The 14,310-nt window shown below is 44.6% G+C and carries 14 protein-coding genes; 6 read left to right on the top strand and 8 right to left on the bottom strand.

The genetic code is table 11. The annotated features are described in order from the left end of the window. The first annotated feature begins 32 nt into the window (after positions 1–32). Positions 33–1,097 carry a homocysteine S-methyltransferase family protein gene (locus ICV38_RS09810; protein WP_215381120.1) on the top strand — a complete coding sequence of 355 codons (1,065 nt, stop codon included), beginning with the start codon at positions 33–35 and terminating at the stop codon, positions 1,095–1,097. Beyond that, complete coding sequence (gene metH, locus ICV38_RS09805; RefSeq protein ID WP_215381108.1) at positions 1,094–3,844, top strand: methionine synthase; 2,751 nt, start codon at positions 1,094–1,096, stop codon at positions 3,842–3,844. Before ICV38_RS09810 ends, metH begins: the two co-directional genes overlap by 4 nt. Here metH and ICV38_RS09800 read toward each other — a convergent pair. Continuing rightward, positions 3,841–4,158, bottom strand: a complete 318-nt coding sequence (locus ICV38_RS09800; RefSeq protein ID WP_215381105.1) for a DUF1840 domain-containing protein — start codon at positions 4,156–4,158, stop codon at positions 3,841–3,843. The two genes, metH and ICV38_RS09800, sit on opposite strands and share 4 nt — an antisense overlap. 35 nt (positions 4,159–4,193) lie before the next feature. Here ICV38_RS09800 and argS point away from each other — a divergent pair, with 35 nt between their 5' ends. Genes argS through ICV38_RS09785 form a run of 3 tightly spaced genes read left to right on the top strand, consistent with a single transcriptional unit; the run spans position 4,194 to position 7,231 of the window. Then, complete coding sequence (argS, locus tag ICV38_RS09795) at positions 4,194–5,921, top strand: arginine--tRNA ligase (RefSeq protein ID WP_215381094.1); 1,728 nt, start codon at positions 4,194–4,196, stop codon at positions 5,919–5,921. A 38-nt stretch (positions 5,922–5,959) separates the two neighbouring features. Beyond that, positions 5,960–6,574, top strand: a complete 615-nt coding sequence (locus ICV38_RS09790) for an SPOR domain-containing protein (RefSeq protein ID WP_215381089.1) — start codon at positions 5,960–5,962, stop codon at positions 6,572–6,574. A 9-nt stretch (positions 6,575–6,583) separates the two neighbouring features. Continuing rightward, positions 6,584–7,231, top strand: coding sequence for a thiol:disulfide interchange protein DsbA/DsbL (locus ICV38_RS09785; RefSeq protein ID WP_215381086.1), 648 nt, complete (start codon positions 6,584–6,586; stop codon positions 7,229–7,231). 32 nt (positions 7,232–7,263) lie between these two features. On the opposite strand, the gene ICV38_RS09780 is transcribed toward ICV38_RS09785, so the two are convergent. The 5 genes from ICV38_RS09780 to ICV38_RS09760 are packed head-to-tail and all read right to left on the bottom strand — an operon-like array spanning position 7,264 to position 12,081. Next, the gene (locus ICV38_RS09780) at positions 7,264–8,040 is read right to left on the bottom strand and encodes an SDR family oxidoreductase (protein WP_215381083.1); all 777 of its coding nucleotides are present in this window, start codon (positions 8,038–8,040) and stop codon (positions 7,264–7,266) included. Beyond that, positions 8,037–9,332: a cyclopropane-fatty-acyl-phospholipid synthase family protein gene (locus ICV38_RS09775; protein WP_215381074.1), complete on the bottom strand. Its 1,296-nt coding sequence runs from the start codon at positions 9,330–9,332 to the stop codon at positions 8,037–8,039. The genes ICV38_RS09780 and ICV38_RS09775 overlap by 4 nt, the downstream gene beginning before the upstream one ends. Then, positions 9,329–10,114: a DUF1365 domain-containing protein gene (locus tag ICV38_RS09770; RefSeq protein WP_215381039.1), complete on the bottom strand. Its 786-nt coding sequence runs from the start codon at positions 10,112–10,114 to the stop codon at positions 9,329–9,331. The genes ICV38_RS09775 and ICV38_RS09770 overlap by 4 nt, the downstream gene beginning before the upstream one ends. Continuing rightward, positions 10,115–11,503: an NAD(P)/FAD-dependent oxidoreductase gene (locus ICV38_RS09765; RefSeq protein ID WP_215381036.1), complete on the bottom strand. Its 1,389-nt coding sequence runs from the start codon at positions 11,501–11,503 to the stop codon at positions 10,115–10,117. Further along, entirely contained in the window at positions 11,500–12,081 is a 582-nt protein-coding gene (locus ICV38_RS09760; RefSeq protein WP_251368148.1) for a glutathione peroxidase, read from the bottom strand. The genes ICV38_RS09765 and ICV38_RS09760 overlap by 4 nt, the downstream gene beginning before the upstream one ends. Before the next feature lie 93 nt (positions 12,082–12,174). Here ICV38_RS09760 and rfaE2 point away from each other — a divergent pair, with 93 nt between their 5' ends. Then, positions 12,175–12,663, top strand: coding sequence for a D-glycero-beta-D-manno-heptose 1-phosphate adenylyltransferase (rfaE2, locus tag ICV38_RS09755; protein WP_215381012.1), 489 nt, complete (start codon positions 12,175–12,177; stop codon positions 12,661–12,663). 26 nt (positions 12,664–12,689) lie between these two features. Here the strand turns inward: rfaE2 and ICV38_RS09750 are convergent, their stop codons facing one another. Beyond that, positions 12,690–13,502, bottom strand: a complete 813-nt coding sequence (locus ICV38_RS09750) for a type III pantothenate kinase (protein ID WP_215381009.1) — start codon at positions 13,500–13,502, stop codon at positions 12,690–12,692. After that, complete coding sequence (locus tag ICV38_RS09745) at positions 13,499–14,296, bottom strand: biotin--[acetyl-CoA-carboxylase] ligase (RefSeq protein WP_215381006.1); 798 nt, start codon at positions 14,294–14,296, stop codon at positions 13,499–13,501. Before ICV38_RS09745 ends, ICV38_RS09750 begins: the two co-directional genes overlap by 4 nt. Between the last annotated feature and the right edge of the window lie 14 nt (positions 14,297–14,310).

Raw genomic sequence — 14,310 nt, 5'->3', positions numbered from 1 at the left:
AAGGGATTCTAGAGATTAATCCCGGTAACTCAATGCAATTTAATGGTTTATCCCAGCCTTATACCCGCGGTCAGGAGCTTCCTGATTTGCTGAAGCAGCGCATCCTTATTTTGGATGGTGCAATGGGAACCATGATTCAGCAATACAAGCTAAGTGAGGCAGATTACCGTGGATTGCCTGGCAACACTCGTTTTGCCGATCATCCCGGGGATCTCAAGGGCAATAATGAACTCCTGGTGCTGACCCAGCCGCAAATAATTAGCAAGATCCATGAACAATATCTGGATGCGGGTGCAGACATCATTGAGACCAATACTTTTGGTGCAACCTCAGTAGCTCAAGAGGATTACAAAATGCCAGGTTTGGCTCGCGAGATGAATGAAGTTTCTGCAAAACTTGCTCGAGCTGCTTGTGAAAAATACAGCACTCCAGATAAGCCTCGTTTTGCGGCTGGCGCAATTGGCCCCACTCCAAAAACGGCCAGTATTTCTCCTGACGTAAATGATCCAGGCGCGCGTAACATAACTTTTGATGCATTACGTGCTTCTTATCGCGAGCAGATTGAAGGCTTGTTTGCGGGTGGCGTCGATTTATTTTTAGTTGAAACGATTTTCGATACGCTAAATGCAAAAGCAGCTTTGTTTGCGCTTGATGAATTTTTTGAAGATACAGGTGAGCGTTTACCGGTCATGATTTCTGGAACAGTGACTGATGCTTCTGGTCGAATTCTGTCTGGTCAAACAGTTGAAGCATTCTGGAATAGCTTGCGTCATATCAAGCCACTGACATTTGGCCTGAACTGTGCGCTTGGTGCAGCATTGATGCGACCTTATATTGCAGAGCTTTCACGCATTTGTGACACGGCAGTATCTTGCTATCCGAACGCTGGCCTTCCAAACCCTATGAGTGACACCGGATTTGATGAGACTCCTGACATCACATCTAGCTTGGTAGATGGGTTTGCCAAAGATGGCTTGGTCAATTTGGTTGGCGGTTGCTGTGGCACAACACCAGATCATATTCGAGCGATTGCTAATGCTGTTGCAAAGCGCAAGCCCCGCGCTTTTTATCGCGAAAATACAGAGGAATCTGTATGAGCAAGATAGATACAAAAGTAATGCCTGCGATGAAGCTTTCTGGTCTTGAGCCCTTCAACGTTACTTCAGTAGTTGGCTTTGTCAATATTGGTGAGCGCACTAACGTAACGGGATCTAAAGCCTTTTCTCGCATGATTTTAAATAATCAATTTGATGAGGCGCTTGCAGTGGCGCGCCAGCAAGTTGAAAACGGCGCGCAGGTAATTGATATCAATATGGATGAGGCAATGTTAGATTCTGAAGCGGCGATGACGCGCTTCTTAAATCTGATTGCCTCTGAGCCTGACATTGCCCGTGTACCAATCATGATCGACTCCTCTAAGTGGAGTGTGATTGAGGCCGGTTTGAAGTGTATTCAAGGTAAGCCAATTGTTAATTCGATTTCTTTAAAAGAAGGTGAAGAGCCTTTTCGCAAGCAAGCTCGTTTAATTCGTCGCTATGGCGCCGCTTCAGTTGTCATGGCTTTTGACGAAGTAGGTCAAGCTGATACCTTTCAGCGTAAGACAGAAATCTGTCAGCGTTGTTACAACATTCTAGTTAATGAAATCGGATTTCCTGCAGAAGACATCATTTTTGATCCCAATATCTTTGCGATTGCAACAGGCATTGAAGAGCATGATAACTATGCGGTAGATTTTATTAATGCCACACGTTGGATTAAAGAAAATCTACCGGGCGCTAAGGTTAGCGGTGGCGTTTCCAATGTGAGCTTCTCATTCCGTGGCAACGATCGTGTGCGTGAAGCGATTCACACGGTATTCCTATATCACGCTATTCAAGCTGGTATGGATATGGGTATCGTGAATGCCGGTCAGTTAGGCGTCTACGCTGATTTAGATGCCGAATTACGGGAGCGCGTCGAAGATGTAGTGCTAAATCGTTTTAAAGAAAAAGATGGTCAAACACCAACCGAAAGATTATTGGCAATTGCCGATCAATTTAAGGGTGACGGTACTAAACAAGTTGAAAATCTAGTTTGGCGTGAGGCAGTAGTGCGCGAGCGTTTAACGCATGCATTGGTTCACGGCATTACTACTTTCATTGAAGAAGATACCGAAGAACTTCGTGCTGAGATTATGGGCGCTGGCGGTAGACCAATCGAGGTGATTGAAGGCCCTTTAATGGATGGCATGAATGTAGTCGGCGATTTATTTGGTGCCGGAAAAATGTTTTTGCCACAGGTGGTGAAGAGCGCTCGCGTTATGAAGCAGGCTGTTGCGATTCTAATTCCATATATTGAAGAAGAAAAGCGTCAACATATTGCTGCAGGCGGAGAAGCAAAAGCCAAAGGCAAGATTGTGATGGCTACGGTTAAGGGTGACGTACACGACATTGGTAAAAACATTGTGACTGTAGTATTGCAATGTAATAACTTTGAAGTGGCCAATATGGGCGTGATGGTTCCTTGCGCGGAAATTCTGAAGCGTGCCAAAGAAGAAAATGCCGACATCGTTGGCCTGTCTGGGTTAATTACGCCATCGCTTGAAGAGATGACTTATGTTGCCCAAGAAATGCAACGCGATGATTATTTCCGTGAGCGTCAAATCCCTCTCATGATTGGCGGGGCAACAACTTCACGTGTACATACCGCCGTAAAAATTGCCCCTCATTACGATGGCCCTGTTGTCTATGTGCCCGATGCATCTCGCTCGGTATCGGTTGCGTCTAGCCTGCTTTCAGATGAAAGCGCTAAGAAATTTATTCAAGACTTACGCGATGACTATGAGCGCATTCGTGAGCAACATGCAAATAAAAAAGCTGCCCCAACGATTTCTTTAGAGGCGGCTCGCAAGAATCGCGAGATGATTAATTGGTCTGCTTATGTTCCAGAGAAGCCAAAGTTTATTGGTCGTCGAGTATTTAAAAACTTTGCCCTGGGTGATATTTCTAAATATATCGATTGGACTCCGTTCTTCCAAACTTGGGATTTAGCAGGCAAATTTCCGGCAATCTTGGATGATGAGATTGTTGGCATTGAGGCTCGTAAGGTATACGCAGATGCTCAGGCAATGTTAGACAAGTTGATTAAAGGCCAATGGTTACAAGCTGATGCGGTGGTGGCTTTTTATCCTGCTAATACGATTGGTGACGATATTATTTTGTATAGCGATGAAGCACGCGAGCATCCTCTTTTTGTTTGGCATAACTTGCGTCAACAATCTGAGCGTCCAGTAATAGATGGGGTGCGCAGACCCAATCGATGCCTAGCTGATTATGTAGCGCCAAAAGATTCTCATGTTGCAGACTACCTTGGTTGTTTTGCTGTAACAACTGGCCATGGTGTTGAGAAAAAAGTTGCTGAGTTTCAGGCAAAGCATGATGACTACAGTGCAATTATGTTGAAAGCTTTAGCCGATCGCTTGGCAGAGGCATTCGCAGAATTGCTGCACCATCGTGTTCGGACTGATTTATGGGGTTATGCAACCGATGAAATTTTGACAAATGAGCAGATGATTAATGAGGAGTACCGTGGGATACGTCCTGCCCCTGGTTACCCTGCTTGCCCAGCGCACGAGGTTAAGCAGGATTTGTTGAGAGTGATTGGTTCCGAAGATATAGGCATGACTTTGACTGAGTCAATGGCAATGAACCCAGCTTCTAGTGTGAGTGGTTTCTATTTAGCCCATCCAGATGCGCAATACTTCAATGTAGGAAAAATTACTACTGATCAGGTTGAGGATCTAGCGAAGCGTCGAGGTCAGACGATAGAGGAAGTTCGCCGCCAACTAGCCAGTCTGGTCGATTAAACGCCCCACATAACTGGTTCATTTTTGGCGTTAGCTTGTTTCATCAGTTCTAAGAAAGGGTACGCTCTTTGACCAAGGCGATCTGCTAGCTTAGGCTTTTCAGCTTCCTCGCCCACCTCATTTTTTGCTTTGGAGCGTTCTTCAAGATCCTGAAGAATCGCAGTTTCTAGAGCGGTAATCAGAGCGGGCAGTTGCTCTTCTGTGAGTATGCCTCTGGGCTCGAGCGGGCGACCCAAAATATCAAAGATCCGTTTAGTCAGATCCGCCAACATAATGACATCCGGACCAGCTTTGGAGCGAAATTGATAGATCATTTCGATAGCTTACCACCTGATAAACTCACTTATCTATGTTGCTGACCAATAAAAATCGTTTAATTGAAATGCTGAGTCAAGCTCTTCAGAGCCTTGCTCATGAGCGTGGCTTGGGTGATGTACCTATCCCTCGTTTAGAGCGCCCGAAAGCCGTTGGCCATGGCGATGTCGCCTGCAATATTGCATTGCAGCTTTCGAAGGCGTGGAAGTTGAATCCAAGGGAGTTGGCCCAAGCTTTAGTAGAGCGTTTACAAAAGCAGCCTGGCTATGATCAGTTAATTGCTTCTTGCGAAATCGCCGGACCAGGCTTTATTAATTTTCGCTTAAGTAATCAGGCTAAGACTGCTGTCATTGGCGAAATTCTAGGATCGGGTTCGCAATTTGGCGAGCTCAAGCAGGGGAGCGGTCCTGTATCAAGCGCCATGATTGAGTTTGTTTCAGCAAACCCAACTGGTCCATTGCATGTTGGTCACGGCAGACAAGCAGCACTTGGCGATGCTTTGGCAAATCTATTGGCAACTCAAGGCATCAAAGTTCATCGTGAGTTTTACTACAACGATGCCGGAGTGCAGATTACGAATCTTGCTCTATCCGTTCAAGCACGTTTGAACGGTTTAAAACCAGGCGATCTTAACTGGCCAGAGCAAGCGTATAACGGTGAGTACATTGCAGAGATTGCTACAGCATTTAAAGTATCTCCTGAGTATCGGGATGATCTAGAGGCGATTCGTCAATTTGCCGTTGCCTATTTACGCAACGAGCAAGATATTGACTTGAAGACATTTGGCGTTAAGTTTGATTGCTATTACCTAGAGTCGTCTCTGTATACCGATGGCAGCGTGAATCAGATTGTTCAAGATCTCCAGGAAATTGGAAAAACCTACGAATCTGAGGGTGCACTGTGGCTTAGAACCACTGATGATGGAGACGACAAAGATCGTGTCATGCGTAAGTCAGATGGCAGTTTCACTTACTTTGTTCCTGATGTGGCGTATCACACAAGCAAATGGAGTCGTGGTTTTGAAAAAGTGATTAACGTTCAAGGCAGTGATCATCATGGCACGATTGCGCGCGTTCGTTCGGGCTTGCAAGGCGTTGCCCAGAAGCGTGGCTGGGATATCCCAAAGACTTACCCTGATTATGTGTTACATAAGATGGTCACTGTGATGCGTCATGGTGAAGAGGTCAAAATTTCTAAGCGTGCTGGCTCATATGTCACTGTTCGTGATTTAGTTGAGTGGTCTGGTGGTGTTACTCCAGAAATGACGCCAGAAGAAAGAGAATTAGCCTTGCAACGTGGTCGTGATGCAGTGCGCTTTTTCTTGATTTCTCGTAAAGCGGATACTGAATTTGTATTCGATATTGATTTAGCGCTTCAGCAAAATGACGAGAATCCTGTGTTCTATGTGCAATATGCACATGCACGTATTAGCTCGATTTTGCAACAATGGGGTGGAAATACTAAAGACTTAGTAGGTGCTGACTTATCTTTGCTACAAAGCAAGGCTTCTGATCATCTGCTACGACGCTTGGCAGAATACCCTGAGGTGCTTACGGATGCTGCTGCCGAATTAGCTCCACACGCGCTCGCTTTTTATTTGCGAGATTTAGCCAGTGATTTCCATGCCTTCTATAACGCTGATCGCGTATTAGTGGATGATGAAAACTTGAAATTGGCACGCCTAGCTCTTTTGTCAGCGACCCGCCAAGTTTTGCAAAATGGTCTGAGGGTTTTAGGAGTTTCTGCACCAGTGAAGATGTAGTGGCAAAGAATGAAGTGAATAGGTAAGATGAGGAAATAATGAAAAAACCGAATCAGCAAGCTGGCTTCATAAAACAGGGAGATAGCAATATTCCTGTTAACAACACTCAATATGGTGGCACGATCCTTGGTTTTGTACTGGGCTTGGGCGCCGGTCTTGGTATTGCGTTTGTAATCGCTTTCTATCTATCCAAAAATACACCACAAGAAAGACCTGGGGTGCGTGCCCCGAATTTACCGATGACCATTAAGCCTTCTGCTCCTGCAGAGGGTGAGGTTGCATCTCCTTCAGAGCCAGTAGATTTGAATAAGCCATTGCAAGGCAAAAGTCCTGGTGGAGCCTCTGCTGATCCAATTGGGGATTTAGTTAATGGTAAAAAACCGGCAGAGAGTGCTGCAGGGACAACAACCAAGGGTGATGCAATTTATTATTTGCAAGTGGGTGCGTTTACAAAACGGGCTGATGCAGATGCGCAAAAGGCAAGCTTGGCCATTCAAGGAATTCAAACACAGCTCAGTGAGTTGTCTGTGGATGGAAATACTTTATGGCGGGTTCGATCTGGTCCATATAGTAGCGTTGAAGAAAGCAATCCAGCACGAGAAAAATTAAGTGGTATGGGCATTAAGCCCGCTCTTATCAAGTCAAGTAATTAAAGAAAAACCATGATTTCATTTAGCAAAAGAATATTTTTTTTAAGCGTATTTATTTTTTTGAGTGCTACTGCAAGCGCGCAGGGGCAAAAGATTGAAGAAGGTTTTGACTACCGTGTATTGCCTGTTTCCCAGCCTGTAGAAACCAAAGGCAAAGTTGAGGTGATTGAATTCTTTTGGTATGGCTGCCCACATTGCTATGACTTTGAACCTGAGCTGAGTGCCTGGGTGAAGCGTCAACCAAAGGACGTGGCTTTCCGGAGAGTGCCAGTAGCTTTTCGCGATGATTTCCTACCCCACAGCCAGCTTTATTACGCTTTAGAAGCAATGGGTAAAGGCGATGCCTTAAATGAAAAGGTGATGTATGCCATGCATAAAGAAAACAAACGCTTACTCACCGAACCTGAAATCGCCGATTGGGTTGCATCCCAAGGTATTGACCGCAATACCTTCTTGGCAACCTATCGTTCATTCGCAGTGGTATCCAAGGCAAGGGCTGCCAAACAATTGACTGAGGCTTACCGTATTGATGGCGTTCCAACGATTGTGATGCAAGGCAAGTATGTCACATCACCTTCTATTGCGGGAACCAAAGCCAAAGCAATTACTGTGATGGATTATCTTGAAGAAAAGATCCGAAAAGATAAATACAGGCAGTAAAGATCAACAGCTGAGTTTGTTATGGGCGCCGCTTAGATTTTGACGAAGCGTCGCACAATCCAAAAGTACAGGGGATAAGGAAGAATTCTCAAGAACTTTAAAAACCTTGAGAATCTCTTCGGAAAGTGAATATCAAATTCTCCGCGCTGTATTCCACCCAAGATCTCGCTTGCGGCTTCTTCGGCGCTAATTAAAGCAGGCATCTCAAAATCATTCTGAGCAGTGGCTTCAGTAGCAACAAAGCCTGGGGAGATCATGTGAACACTTACGCCTTGCGGTAATAGATCGTAGAAGAGGGTTTCGCAAAAATTGATAATGCCAGCTTTGCTAGGTCCGTAAGCAAGCGCTTTAGGAAGGCCGCTGTAACCAGCAACGCTACCAACGATGGCAATGTGACCAGAATGTTCCTTGAGCATCTTCGGTAGCACCAATGCAACAGCCCTCATGGGCCCCAAGAGATTTGCTTCAATCGTTTGCTCTGCCATCTGAAATTCAAATTGGTCAGCTCGTAGCGGTGTGTAAGTCCCGGATACAAACAGCAATAAATCTAATGCCCCCCAGGTACTGAGGATGCGCTCATAAGCTTGCTGGAACTGTTCATTGTTAGTGACATCAAGTGGAATAACCAGAGTCTGATCAACTGCTGCATGTTCGGCTACTGCATTTAAACGTTCTATTCTTCGGCTTGAAAGCGCAACCTTGGCGCCTTTATTAATAAGGGATTTTGCGCAGGCTTCACCAATTCCGCTTGATGCACCAATGACCCAAATATGTTTACCAAAAAAATGATCTATACCTTTTTGTTTCATGCTTGAAGAGCATCAGAGGATGCCTCGGAAATTTTATGGCTTAAGGTAAATTGCACAACATCAATGTTTTTCTGAGAAAAACCTGCTGCACAATACATGAGATAGAAGTTCCAGAGTCGAATAAAGGCTTCGTCGAAACCCAATTGACGAACTTCCTGAATCTTTTGATTGAAGCTGTCACGCCATAGACAAAGCGTCTTAGCGTAGTCCATACCAAAAGCAAATTCTTCATCTACCTGCAGGCCTGCTTTTTCTGCGCTTGCCTTAAAGCTGGTGCGTGAGGGCAGCATACCTCCAGGGAATACATATTGCTGAATAAAGTCTGTATTGTGGCGGTAGCGTTCAAATAGCTCTTCAGCAATCACAATCGTTTGAATGCACGCTTTGCCGCCAGCTTTAAGGCATTTAGCAACCGTCTGAAAATATTCTGGCCAATGCTTTTCGCCAACCGCTTCAAACATCTCAACAGAGGCAATTCCCTCAAACTGTTCTTGGCAATCGCGATAGTCTTGTAAGCGCACCTCAAAAGATGCAGGCGTATTGATTTCGGATTGGATTTTTGCCAATCTGTTTTCAGCAAACGATTTTTGTTCGGTTGAAAGAGTAAGTCCAGTTACGGATCTTTTGCTTAATAGCGCTTCTTCCATGACTCCGCCCCAACCACAACCAATCTCTAGGATATGGGCTCCCGGCTTTGTTTGTAAGGAATCCAGAATCCGCTTGATCTTTGCGCGTTGGGCATGGGCAAGATCTTGCTTATCGCCCTCTGAAAACCAGGCACTGGAGTAGCTCATCGTAGGATCAAGCCACAAGCCGTAGAAGGCATTTCCTAAGTCATAGTGGGCATGAATATTCTTGCGGCTACCCGATTTTGAGTTGTCGCGAAGCCAATGCTTGAGGCGGTACAGAATGGACCCAAACCTACTGCCATAAATCGCTTTTTCAAGGATCGTACGATTACGGATCGCTAGTTCTAAGATGGACTGAAGATCGGAAGTATTCCACTCCCCCCGGATATAGCTCTCAGCGAAGCCAATGTCACCATGTGACATCACTTGTTTGAAGACGGACCAATCATGAATCTGAATATCTGCACTTAAAGAATCTGTATGACTACCAAACTCCCTAAGCTCACCATTTGGTAGGGTCAACTTAAGGTGTCCACTACTTAGTTGGGACAAGATTTTAAGTAGCGCTTGGACTTTGAAATCTTTTTTGATTGAATTTTTTCCATCAGCGTGTGGAGCTGAAAAATTCAAGCGCGAGAGAAGGGATTGTCCAGGGCGGTTCATCTGCTAATTTCAAATTCAGGTGGTTTGGGTTTTGAATGAAAGGGTACACCTTTTAGCCACAATTTCAATGCCTGCCAATGGATTCTGAAAATGACACCCAAACTCATCAGGGGGTAGCGTACAAATGCTAGACGTAAACTTGAGGAAGTAAGGGGGCGGCTAGTCCCACTGATGCTGGTATTAATGAGGGGTTGGCCATCCTCATGCAACTCAATGCGGGCAACAGAATTTTGTTGAGATTGACTATCTTGAGCAAATAAAAAGCGGAATTGATACTCTCCACGTACTTCGCAAAAAGGCGACACATGAAAGACTTTTTTGCTTATCAGTGTTTCCCCGGAAAAGATGGGCTCCCTAGAATCCTTGTAGAGCAAATAACAATGGCGTTCACCAAAAGTATTATTAACCTCAGCTAATACCGCTTGGACTTTGCCATCAGATCGAGTGCACATCCAAAAGCTCACGGGATTGAAGACGTAGCCCAAAACTCTAGGAAAAGTCTGTAGCCAAATTTCTCCATCAATATTTTGGAGCCCATTTTCTTTGAGAATATTTTCTATCCAAGCAAGGCTATCTGTTCCACCGAGACCATGATCTTTATCGTAAAAAGAACAAATCCCAGAGCGATTGTCATTTACACCACAACTACTTAGTAGTTCGCTACGATGTCTTCTTGATCGCATGGGTATAGATAGGGTGAAAACACCGTAGCCAAATACATTTTGAGCAGGCCGAAGACGACGATGCTTTACTACTCCAAAGTTAATCTTTGGTTGGTTCATTTAGCGAGCATCTTGCTTTGGGATTTGGCTAAGTGGCGATCGAATATTTTCAATTAAAGCCTCAGCCACTAATTCGCCTGAGCGTAGCCCATCCTCATGAAAGCCAAACCCAGTCCAAGCGCCGCAATACCAGATTGAGGAAGAGCCCTGAATTAATGGCAATTCTTTTTGGGCCTGAATGGCGCCCATGTCAAATACTGGATGTGAATAGTGAATTTCTTGATGCACAAGTTTAGGATCAGGCTCAGTCGACGGATTGAGGCTCACAATAATTTGAGTGTTCTGTAATTTTTCTGGCAATGGTTGTAAGCGATTAATCAAATAGTTCACGCTGACATGTTGCTTGGATGATGGCTTTGCACCAGATTTGGCAGTGTAATTCCAAGCGGCCCAACAACGTTTTTCTTCTGGCAAAAAATGCGTGTCCGTATGCAAAATGGCGCGATTCTTTTGATAGGGAATGGCTGCCAAAATATCTCTGGCTTGCTGATTGATACCATGAACTAGATCTAGTGTTTGGTCGCTATGACAGGCCATTACTACTTCATCGAACATGGATGCGCCGGATGGCGTGATAACTTCCACTTGATTTGAGTCGTTTCGGTTTGTATTTACGCGAATGGCAGCCTCGCGCTCAATCCTGATACCGGATTGCTCAAGGGCGCTCACTATGCGTTTGACATATTCTCGTGAGCCGCCTTTGATGGTCAGCCACTGAGGACGATTCTGGATTTGTAGGAGCCCGTGGTTATGACAGAAGCGCACCATTGTTTGAATCGGGAACTCCAGCATTTGTTCAACAGAGCAAGACCAGATTGCACCAATCATTGGGAGAAAATAATTTTCTCTAAAGCTTTGACTAAAGCGATTTCGATCTAAAAAATGAGAGATCGTTTCATCGGGTTCGGCATAGTGATGGCCACTAGCGATCTGTTCCTGAGCTAGCTTGGTCGCCAAGCGATTAAAGCGAAGGATGTCATAAGCCATTCTCCAAAAAGAAGGCGATAACAAGTTAGAGCGTTGCCCAAAAAAAGAATTAATGTCGTTGCCTGCCCATTCAATCTTTGGATGCGCTGGATTCTTTTCAGACACATCAATCGAAACTGAAAAGGACATTTCGGAGGGAGCAACTGGAGCTTGAATTTCTTCAAATAATCTAACGAGTCTTGGGTAGGTCTTGCGGTTAAAGACCAGAAAGCCCGTATCTACTCCGTGCGTTAAGCGCTCACCATCAAGCTCATATGTGAAATCCACAGTATTGCTATGACCACCAATATGATCCCCACCCTCGTAGACAGTGAGCTCAATTTCAGAGTTTTGTCTTAATGCATAGGCGCAGCCTAATCCAGAAATCCCGGCGCCAATGATGGCAATTCTTTTTTTGCTCACTGAGCTTTTTCCTCTAGAAGTTTTTCAATTTCACTGGTGATACTACTGCTTGTCGGTTTAGTGACGCTCCCAAAGGAATCAACCACATTACCATTTCGATCGATTAAGTACTTATAAAAATTCCATTTAGGAGTTGTACCTGTTTTGGTAATTAACATCTTAAACAGCGGATTGGGATTGCTACCTGATACAACGCTTTTAGCAAACATTGGGAATTTGACGTCATAGGTATTTTTACAAAACTCCGCAATTTCTTTATTGCTACCAGGCTCTTGCTGACCAAAGTCATTGGAGGGGAAGCCCAAAACAACAAAGCCCCGATCTTTATATTTGGCATAAATTTTTTCTAAGCCTTCATATTGACTTGTAAACCCACAATAGCTTGCTGTATTGACCACTAGGATGACCTTGCCCTGATACTGACAAAGATTCTGGGGTGCCTCGTCTTGCAGGCGTAAAAAGGTGTGGGAGAGCAATGGACTGCAGGTTGGGGCGGCATTGACTACCCCAGTTCCCAATAAGAGGGGGAGTAGGGTAAAAAGCTGGCCAAGCACTTTATGGTATGTCTTGCGGGTCATGTTGCCTCTTTATTTATCTGCTGATGAGAGCCCAAGTCTAAGACATTCTGGGTAATATCGCAGGGCGATCCACAATACTATTAATATTGCGTTATGAGCTCTCTGCCGCCACCTTCTTTTGAATCTAAAGTCTGCCCTTCTGAGCAACTAGAGGCTCGAATTTCTCAGTTGCCTAGACCGCTGGTGTTTACCAACGGCGTATTCGATATTTTGCATCGTGGACATGCAACTTATTTAGCGCAAGCTCGCGCTTTAGGTGCCAGTCTTGTCGTTGGGGTAAATTCAGATGCTTCAGTCAGGATGCTAGGGAAAGGTGATGATAGGCCCATCAACTCGGAGGCCGATCGTCAGGCTTTATTGTCTGCGCTAGAAAGTGTTGATATGACGGTTTTATTTACTGAACAAACCCCAGTTAATCTGATTGAGAAAATTCGTCCAGATATTTACGTTAAGGGCGGTGATTATGAAATCGATGCCTTGGCTGAAACACATCTAGTGAAAAGCTGGGGAGGAAAAGCAATTGCGATTCCATTTTTGTATGAGCGTTCTACAACCAGCTTGCTAGGCAAAATTCGTTCCTAAAAGAGACTGCAGAAAAAATTCTTTTCTTATAGATTTTTTAAGAGCCAAGCCCATAAGCCTCGTAGCACCAAGCCTTCACTCACTTCAATTTTGAGCTTATTGAGTTTGCTGATCTGACTGATTTCCCCTGCCAAGATTTTGGCATTGCCGCCATCAATCCAAATTCTTTCGACGGCTTGATTCATTTCTTTTGCAACATCGATTGCATATTGAATGGCTCCAATTTGCGCGGCATCGCAGCCTCCAATAATTGCGTCATTTGTCGAAGTTCCAAAACCTTGATGAGCATCACCTCGAGTTGCAAGTGGTAACTGCGCAGTATTCATGGCCAAGCTCTTTTGCATTAACTCAAGGCCTGGAAGAATCCAGCCGCCATAGTGCACACCATTTGAGCCAAGTAAGTCAATGGTTGTGGCAGTACCAGCATTAATAATTAAAGAGTTTGTTAAGGATAATGTTCGCGCTGCAATGACTGCAGCCCAGCGATCTGCTCCTAATTTGGCTGACTCTTGATACAGCGTACGGATGCCTGCAAAAGAGCTGTCTCCGCTTAACTGCTTCCATTCCACATCTGCCCATTTTGGAAAAATTGACTTTAGATTATTGATGGCTTCAGGTCCAGCAACACAGCTAAATCCAATGATGCTGGGTTTAGGTAGAGTCTTTGCAATGTAATCAGCAAGTTCTGCACGGTGTTCTGCGGATTGCAAAGACTTACTGCTAATTGATCCCGAATAAGCCCATAATTTTTTCTGTTGATCTGAGGGATGTTGAGTGGACTCAACAGCAGCCCATTTCAGCCGAGTATTTCCGACATCGAATAATAGATATAAACTCATGATTGAACTCTGAGAGAGACATCACCAGCATAAATAGTCAACGTTTTATCTTGCTGTTGTAGAAGTAGTGCACCGTTTATATCAACACCTACATCAAAGCCATACAAAGGCTCTTGACTACCGCCTGATACACATACCTTTTGGTTCATAAAGGCGTCCCATTTCAGCCATTCATCTTGATAGACAGAAAATCCTTGTTGATCAAATTTTTGAAAATGCCGCTCGAATGATTGTATTAATGCAAGCCATAGAAATTCTGCATCAGGCATTCTCATATTGACTGGAAGTAATTGCTCTAAAGAGCTGACCTTAAGTTCGTTCTGACCAAGATTTTTTTCAATTTTGCTAGCGTTGCGTAAATTGATGCCCACCCCAACAATCATCCAGGTTGGATCACCAGTTTTTGCTTGGCCTCCTTCAATCAGAATACCGGCCAGCTTTGCATTATTTAGTAGTAAATCATTGGGCCATTTCAGACGGAGACCAGCTTGATAAAGCTCTGATTGATCAACATTACATGCTTGTGCGATACCTTCAATGACAGCAAAACCAACTAATAGGCTAAGACCAGTTAATTGTGCAGGGCTTCTCTTGAATGGAAAGGCCATCGAGAAACAGATGGAGTCATTAGGATTTGCCAGCCAAGCTCGTCCTGCCCTACCTTTGCCTGCGGTTTGCTTAAAGGCAATACGAGCCACAGGATCAATAAGTGTTCCAGCACGCCAACGCTCCAATAAATCATCATTTGTTGATCTGGTCTCGATAACGCGTTCAAGGATGCAATTGGCAGTCATTTCGCCATTGTAGA

Origin of the sequence: Polynucleobacter sp. MG-6-Vaara-E2, from assembly GCF_018687695.1 — a bacterium.
GTDB lineage: Bacteria > Pseudomonadota > Gammaproteobacteria > Burkholderiales > Burkholderiaceae > Polynucleobacter.
The sequence above is the reverse complement of the archived record's forward strand: the minus strand, read 5'-3'. Positions and strand labels throughout refer to the sequence as shown.

Bases quoted from the DNA above. Each gene is read 5' to 3' on its own strand.
- ICV38_RS09810 (WP_215381120.1), top strand. From the start codon at position 33: ATGCAATTTAATGGTTTATCCCAGCCTTATACCCGCGGTCAGGAGCTT.
- metH (WP_215381108.1), top strand. From the start codon at position 1,094: ATGAGCAAGATAGATACAAAAGTAATGCCTGCGATGAAGCTTTCTGGT.
- ICV38_RS09800 (WP_215381105.1), bottom strand. From the start codon at position 4,158: ATGATCTATCAATTTCGCTCCAAAGCTGGTCCGGATGTCATTATGTTG.
- argS (WP_215381094.1), top strand. From the start codon at position 4,194: ATGTTGCTGACCAATAAAAATCGTTTAATTGAAATGCTGAGTCAAGCT.
- ICV38_RS09790 (WP_215381089.1), top strand. From the start codon at position 5,960: ATGAAAAAACCGAATCAGCAAGCTGGCTTCATAAAACAGGGAGATAGC.
- ICV38_RS09785 (WP_215381086.1), top strand. From the start codon at position 6,584: ATGATTTCATTTAGCAAAAGAATATTTTTTTTAAGCGTATTTATTTTT.
- ICV38_RS09780 (WP_215381083.1), bottom strand. From the start codon at position 8,040: ATGAAACAAAAAGGTATAGATCATTTTTTTGGTAAACATATTTGGGTC.
- ICV38_RS09775 (WP_215381074.1), bottom strand. From the start codon at position 9,332: ATGAACCGCCCTGGACAATCCCTTCTCTCGCGCTTGAATTTTTCAGCT.
- ICV38_RS09770 (WP_215381039.1), bottom strand. From the start codon at position 10,114: ATGAACCAACCAAAGATTAACTTTGGAGTAGTAAAGCATCGTCGTCTT.
- ICV38_RS09760 (WP_251368148.1), bottom strand. From the start codon at position 12,081: ATGACCCGCAAGACATACCATAAAGTGCTTGGCCAGCTTTTTACCCTA.
- rfaE2 (WP_215381012.1), top strand. From the start codon at position 12,175: ATGAGCTCTCTGCCGCCACCTTCTTTTGAATCTAAAGTCTGCCCTTCT.
- ICV38_RS09750 (WP_215381009.1), bottom strand. From the start codon at position 13,502: ATGAGTTTATATCTATTATTCGATGTCGGAAATACTCGGCTGAAATGG.
- ICV38_RS09745 (WP_215381006.1), bottom strand. From the start codon at position 14,296: ATGACTGCCAATTGCATCCTTGAACGCGTTATCGAGACCAGATCAACA.